Below are 5739 nucleotides of genomic sequence, written 5' to 3'. Positions count from 1 at the left end.
ACGCTTCTCCGCCAATGGCACCAAACCAGGCCAGATCGACCTTTGCGAGATGAATGGCACCAGGCGGCGCATCGAACTCGGTGGTCAGGATCACATCATGCTCGCCCTGTTTCATCTGAGCGCGAAGGTCCTTGCTGCGCCCGTCATTGATGATCATCTCGGTGCGAGGATGGTCCAGGCGAAAGACCCGCACGGCCTCAGCCACTTTTGTGAAAAGCCAGTCGCTGGTCAATCCTATGCGTAGGCGCATCTGAGGCCGTTCGCCAGTGAAGCGGGCAAGAATGGCATCGTTCTGTGCCACAAGCTTGCGGCTTTCTCCCAGCACGTCCTGCGCGAACTCGCTCAGAACAACCCCTCGCCCAGCCTTTTCCAGCATCGGACGTCCGAAAAGATCCTCCAAACGCTTCATCTGCATCGATAGCGCGCTCTGCGTCATATTGAGAGATTCAGCCGCGCGGGTGACAGCGCCGTATTCCGCCACCGCTTGCAATGATCGCAGCGTGGCTATGTCAAGATTGCGCATTCGCTTCCCTCAATCTCGATGATGACAGGCATCAAAATCATTCATTTTACGATTAGCGCAAAATCTCTCATTCATCAATCATGAAGATGATTACCGAGAATATCATCTTTAAAATTGATATTATTTTATCATGGGAGATGAACTATGCGTAACAGATCAAGCGCCCTTCTTCGTGTGGTCACGGGCCAAGGGATCATACCCCGCCCTGACTGGCTGGAACGTCTGCTGACCATGTTCGATGTTCGGCAAAGCCGTATCGATCTGTCTCGGCTCAGTGACAGTCAGTTGCGGGACATCGGTCTTACACGGGATCAGGTGAAAGCCGAAATCGCGCGGCGGGCTTGGGATGTGCCAGCGCATTGGCGTCAGCGTTGATGACTGCATTAGAACTGCAGCCGACATTTTTTCAGGCAGCAAATGACCGCTTCATGCCGCAAAGCTGCCAGTCAGCAACGGCGCCTTGAGGTATGCTATGCGGGGCGTCGATAATGTAACCGCCCCTCATCCCGACCGTTGCAGCTGGATTTTTTCGACGATCAGCTGCGGGACATCGTCAGACGTCAGGGCGGCGCTGCGGCCATGGAGGCCAATGGTGCCGCGGATCTGGCGGCGGAGGTTGGTAAAGCTGTCGAAGCGAACGGTGTCGACCGGGCGGTCAAGCCGGATGGTGACATCAAACCCGTTATCCCGCACGGTCAGCACTGTTATCTTGCCGGTAAAGGCTTGGCCCAAGTAGTGCCCTCTGACTGCATCATGCAGGTGCAACGGCTCTTCTTGCTTCACCAGCCGGGCGTGGAGCGTGTTCCAATCTCGCGCGCCGGCTTTTTTCGCCACCATCTCCAACGCTTGTGCATGGCTGACGGGTACGCCCGCCGCAGCGCATTCCGCCCTCAAGGCCCTTGCCCGCGACTTGGCGTCCGAGACCGTGTACAACGTCATGCCGTCCCCCTTCCTGCGTCGGCGGGCCACGTCGCTCGGCTCTTCCAGAGCAGAGCGAGCATTGTTCCTCCTATCAGCGCCATCAGGCTATCGGCGAGCGGAAAAGCAAACCGGATGGCTGTGCTGCCCCGCGTGGCGGCCAAAGCCAGGATCAATGCCGGACACAGAACGAACGGCTTGCACAGGGTCAGTACCGCGGCTCGACCCGGCTTGCCGATCGCCTGGAAGTACAGGGCCAGAATCAGCACCGGCCCGGTGAAGAGGTAGACCGCCAGCATCGGGCGCAGGATTGCCGCAACATGGCTCACGACATCCGGCTCGCCGGAGAAGCTGGCGCCGATATGGTCGCTGGCCGCCTGGAACATCAGTTCGACCAGGCCGCAGTAGATCAGCGAGACGCCGAGGGCGAGGCGCAGTGCGGCGTCTGCCCGTTGGTGCAGACCTGCCCCGCAGTTGTTTCCGACGATGCTCTGCGTCGCAAGTGCCATGGCCATCAGCGGCAGATAGGTCAGGCCCAAAATCCGCGTGACGATGCCGTGGGCGGCCACGACCGCGGCATAATCCGGCGTTGCCATCATCCGCAGCGCCGTAATCAGTGTCGCGGCGACCACGGCGATGCCGACATACCCAAGACTGAGTGGCGCCCCAAGCGCAACCATTGCTGACCAGTTGCCGCTCCAACGGTGCCGTAGCAACCCGCTAAGCGGAACTGCACTTGGCAGGTATGCCCGCAGCCAGACAAGGATCCCCAAACCGACGCCCTGCGCCAGTGCCGTTCCCCAAGCCGATCCCGCAACGCCCAGATCAAGCATCACGATCAGCACATAGTTAAGCCCGACATTGGCAAGCGTCACCAGCGCCGAGAGGAGTGCGACCAGCGCCATCCGGCCTTCGTTGCGCCAGGTGTCGGCGTGAACCCCCAGAAGGAACTGGACGGGCGATGAAATGACCATGATCATGAGGTAGGTCTGCGCCATGCGCCCCGCGTCGTCCGCACTGCCGGCGATCTGCCTGATGAGGAGGGGTCCGAAGAGCACGTGGCTGGCGATCAGCAGCAATGAGATGAACAGCGACAGCCCATGCGCACGAGCGAAGACGGCAGTGGCCGCCTCGCCCTGACCCGCGCCCAGATGGCGTGCGAGCAAGCTGGACATGCCGCCGCTGACCAGCGTGGACAAGGCGATGACAACCATCACCGCCGGGAAGACCAGACTGACGGCGGTCAAGGCATCGGCGCCAACGAAGTGGCCGAGAAACATCGCATCGACGACGTTCAGCAACCCGCTCATCGTCATGACGAGCATGGTTGGAAGGGCGTTGACGACGAACAGCCGCCCAACAGGCGCGCTGAGAAAACGATTGTCGCATGAGTTGCCGACCGGCATCGCTCACTCCTCCGACGTTCCGATTTCGATGGGTGCCTGCATTGCCCACCAACGAAACGCTTCGAGGGTGAGGATCGTCAACCGCCGAGCTTCACCGTGACTTTCGTCAGCAGGCGGCAGGTGCTCGGAACCTTGCGGCGCTGATACAAGGCCGCCCATTGGCCTGTCAAGTCCGGCGGCGAGACGCGCGAAGATCAAGGGTCGAGTCTGTAGAGACGTTGGTAGAAGCCAGCAGGTAGCGCAGATCTCCGATGATTTTCGGTTGAGCATCATTCATACGCGGCTGCTGCTTCCGTCAGGCCACAACAATTGTGACGCCTTGTTTCCTAAGTCGTTGAACCTCGTCCGACGTCTTCGCCTTCTCCATGACGAGGCACCCGATCTCGCTGAGGGCAACGACATCATAGGCAGAAACCGCACCCAGTTTCTCTTGTGAGGCGAGGACGACCGTTTCGCCTGCTTGCCGGCAGATGGCGCGCTTGATGGCCGCCTCCTCGCGGTCGCCGGTGGTCAGGCCATAGTCGACATGGATACCGGTGACGCCCATGAAGTAGACGTCGACGTGGACCTGGTGGATAGCCTCCATGGCGACAGCACCGACGGACACGTTCGAGTGCTTGTAGATGCGGCCCCCGATCAGTTCGATCTCGATCGACGGCTTGTCAAGCAGGGCAAGCACGATGTCCGGACTGTGCGTGACCACGGTTGCCTTGAGGTCCTCTGGAAGCGCTCGGGCCACAGCAACGGTGGACGTTCCACCGTCCAGAAAAACCGTCTGTCCGTTCTTCACCATCCGGCTCGCGGTGCGGGCAATCGCCAGCTTGTCGTCCCCCGACATTTCTCGTCGGCTGCTCAGGGAGGCGAGTGCGGGCGAGGCCGGCAAGGCGCCTCCGTGAACGCGCTGCAACAGGCCCTCGCCTGCAAGCTCGCGCAGATCACGCCGGATGGTGTCCTCGGACAGCTGAAGTTGCTGGCTGAGTTCCTTGGCAACCACTCTGCCCTCGCGCTGAAGCGTGAGCAGGATCATGTTCTTTCGTTCCGTCGTCAGCAACGCAGTCTCCTTACCTATACACATTATTGCACGATTTATGATTTCGTGCAAGAACGTGCAGAATCACTACTGAGGGTGCGACATGAGTGTTTGTGAACGAGTTCAGGTCGAGAACGTCGTGACGCTTTCTGATGACTGGTATGTGCTGAAGAAGACGACGTTCCGCTTTCAACGTGCCGACGGCTCTTGGCAGATGCAGAGCCGCGAGACCTATGACCGCGGCAACGGCGCTGCGATCCTGCTATACGATCTTCAGCGTCGGACCGTCCTGTTGACGCGGCAGTTCCGCTATCCTGCCTTCGTCAATGGGCACGACGACCTGCTGGTCGAGGTTCCGGCCGGACTTCTGGACAGTGCAAGTCCCGAAGATCGTATCCGCACCGAGTTGGAGGAAGAGATTGGCTACCGCGTGCGGAACGTCCGGCAGATCTTTGACGCTTTCATGAGCCCCGGCTCGGTCACGGAGCGGCTTCACTTCTTCGTCGCGAGCTATGCCCCTTCGGATCGGGTGGCCGAGGGCGGCGGCAATGCCGAGGAAGGCGAGGACATCGCTCATTTCGAACTGACGATCGACAAGGCGATCGCGATGATCGACGAAGGCGCCATACGGGATGGCAAGACAATCATGCTGCTGCAGCACGCCGCCCTGCGCCTGTTCGACATGGCGAAACCTGGAGGGGCAACGTCGTGACGCCGCAGCCTGCTCCGCATGCGCCTGCGGATCTGCTGGGCGGTCACACGCGCACCCACCCGCCGGCGAGCGAGCTGCCCCGTGAACTCCACCGCCTCATGACCGGTCATGGCAAGGCGGCTGCCATCTGGGTCATGATAGGAGGACTGCTGTTGCGTCGGCGTCGGCATTCGCGGGTGCCCGACCCCTGCCACTTCACCGCTCATATGCGGCGCGACATTGGCCTGCCGCCGGTGCAGCCGCCTGTCATACGCTACCACGAGCTCCGTTGAAAGGTGTGCTAGCATGAGGTCGGCCAGAAGGGGCATATTACGAGACCGTCAAGTCGGCTTCTCAAGGGCCAAAGCGCATTTTCTGAAAGAGAAAGCTCATGTCGCCCAATCTAGAGGTGCTCGGAGAGCGCTTTCCCACCGCTGTTGCCTTCAAGTTCGGCGACACTCGCCATTAAGCGATACTCTTCTGTCGCTTGTGCGAAAGACAGAAACCTGCGGCGCGCTGCGTGATACCTGGGCGTCAAACCGATGGCGTCAGCGGGGCGGCGCTACATCGTCCTCCGCTGGGACGACATGCCGGCCCTCATCAACGACACAGCGGAATCGATCCAGTGCCGGTTCGATGAGGTCACCGAAGAAATGGCTTTGGCCGAGGGTGAGGATGCGAGCCTCGAGGGCTGGCGTGCGAACCACTGCAGGTACTTTGCGCGGAACGGCGGCTTCTCGAAAGATATGATGACTATCTGGAGCGGTTCATCCTAGTCGAAGATCTGAGTTGACTGGGAGTGCGCCGTCAGGCTCTGCCTGCCCCAGAGCGATCGGAATCCGATAGGGAATGAATGGAGGAACGCCATGTTGGTCGTCCGTAACTACAAGCCTGCTGACCTTGACGCAGTTATTGACGCCTTCCAGGCGGCGATCCTGCAGACTGCACGTGCGGATTATACGCAGGCTCAAGTGGATGCCTGGGCGCAGGTGGATCGCGAGGCGTGGCACCTGCGCCGCTTGAGTCGGCCGACATGGGTGGCCGAGATCCAAGGTTCTGTGGCCGGTTTCACTGATCTTGAAGCGGACGGGCATCTCGACATGATGTTCGTCCACCCTCGCTACAAGGCACGGGGCGTGGCGACTTCCTTGGTTCAGGTGGCAGAGCAGCA

8 protein-coding genes are annotated in these 5739 nt (G+C 60.4%); 4 read left to right on the top strand and 4 right to left on the bottom strand.

What is annotated here, in order from left to right; genetic code table 11:
- A partial coding sequence (locus ACLHHB_RS07425; RefSeq protein WP_410217638.1) for a LysR family transcriptional regulator occupies positions 1-523 on the bottom strand: 523 nt, incomplete at its 3' end.
- 144 nt (positions 524-667) lie between these two features.
- Between ACLHHB_RS07425 and ACLHHB_RS07420 the strand changes: the two genes are divergently transcribed.
- Positions 668-898, top strand: a complete 231-nt coding sequence (locus tag ACLHHB_RS07420; protein ID WP_410217637.1) for a DUF1127 domain-containing protein — start codon at positions 668-670, stop codon at positions 896-898.
- Positions 899-1024: 126 nt separating this feature from the next.
- On the opposite strand, the gene ACLHHB_RS07415 is transcribed toward ACLHHB_RS07420, so the two are convergent.
- The 3 genes from ACLHHB_RS07415 to ACLHHB_RS07405 all read right to left on the bottom strand — a co-directional run bounded on the left by ACLHHB_RS07415 (position 1025) and on the right by ACLHHB_RS07405 (position 3898).
- Positions 1025-1462 (bottom strand): glyoxalase superfamily protein, encoded by a 438-nt coding sequence (locus tag ACLHHB_RS07415; RefSeq protein ID WP_410217636.1) that lies wholly within the window; start codon positions 1460-1462, stop codon positions 1025-1027.
- The gene (locus ACLHHB_RS07410) at positions 1459-2847 is read right to left on the bottom strand and encodes an MATE family efflux transporter (RefSeq protein WP_410217635.1); all 1389 of its coding nucleotides are present in this window, start codon (positions 2845-2847) and stop codon (positions 1459-1461) included. Before ACLHHB_RS07410 ends, ACLHHB_RS07415 begins: the two co-directional genes overlap by 4 nt.
- A 295-nt stretch (positions 2848-3142) precedes the next feature.
- A complete protein-coding gene (locus ACLHHB_RS07405; protein WP_410217634.1) occupies positions 3143-3898 on the bottom strand; it encodes a DeoR/GlpR family DNA-binding transcription regulator in 756 nt (251 codons plus the stop codon).
- Between the two features lie 82 nt (positions 3899-3980).
- Here ACLHHB_RS07405 and ACLHHB_RS07400 point away from each other — a divergent pair, with 82 nt between their 5' ends.
- The 3 genes from ACLHHB_RS07400 to ACLHHB_RS07390 all read left to right on the top strand — a co-directional run.
- Complete coding sequence (locus tag ACLHHB_RS07400) at positions 3981-4589, top strand: NUDIX domain-containing protein (protein WP_410217633.1); 609 nt, start codon at positions 3981-3983, stop codon at positions 4587-4589.
- A gap of 521 nt (positions 4590-5110) precedes the next feature.
- A complete protein-coding gene (locus ACLHHB_RS07395) occupies positions 5111-5344 on the top strand; it encodes an ASCH domain-containing protein (protein WP_410217632.1) in 234 nt (77 codons plus the stop codon).
- A 90-nt stretch (positions 5345-5434) separates the two neighbouring features.
- Positions 5435-5739 (top strand): GNAT family N-acetyltransferase (locus tag ACLHHB_RS07390; RefSeq protein ID WP_410217631.1); only part of this gene is annotated, 305 nt, incomplete at its 3' end.

The organism is Paracoccus sp. (in: a-proteobacteria) (genome assembly GCF_046462195.1).
Taxonomy (GTDB): domain Bacteria; phylum Pseudomonadota; class Alphaproteobacteria; order Rhodobacterales; family Rhodobacteraceae; genus Paracoccus.
Note: the sequence above shows the minus strand (reverse complement) of the source record. Positions and strands in the feature narration are given on the sequence as shown.

Bases quoted from the DNA above. Each gene is read 5' to 3' on its own strand.
- ACLHHB_RS07420 (WP_410217637.1), top strand. From the start codon at position 668: ATGCGTAACAGATCAAGCGCCCTTCTTCGTGTGGTCACGGGCCAAGGG.
- ACLHHB_RS07415 (WP_410217636.1), bottom strand. From the start codon at position 1,462: ATGACGTTGTACACGGTCTCGGACGCCAAGTCGCGGGCAAGGGCCTTG.
- ACLHHB_RS07410 (WP_410217635.1), bottom strand. From the start codon at position 2,847: ATGCCGGTCGGCAACTCATGCGACAATCGTTTTCTCAGCGCGCCTGTT.
- ACLHHB_RS07400 (WP_410217633.1), top strand. From the start codon at position 3,981: ATGAGTGTTTGTGAACGAGTTCAGGTCGAGAACGTCGTGACGCTTTCT.
- ACLHHB_RS07395 (WP_410217632.1), top strand. From the start codon at position 5,111: ATGGCGTCAGCGGGGCGGCGCTACATCGTCCTCCGCTGGGACGACATG.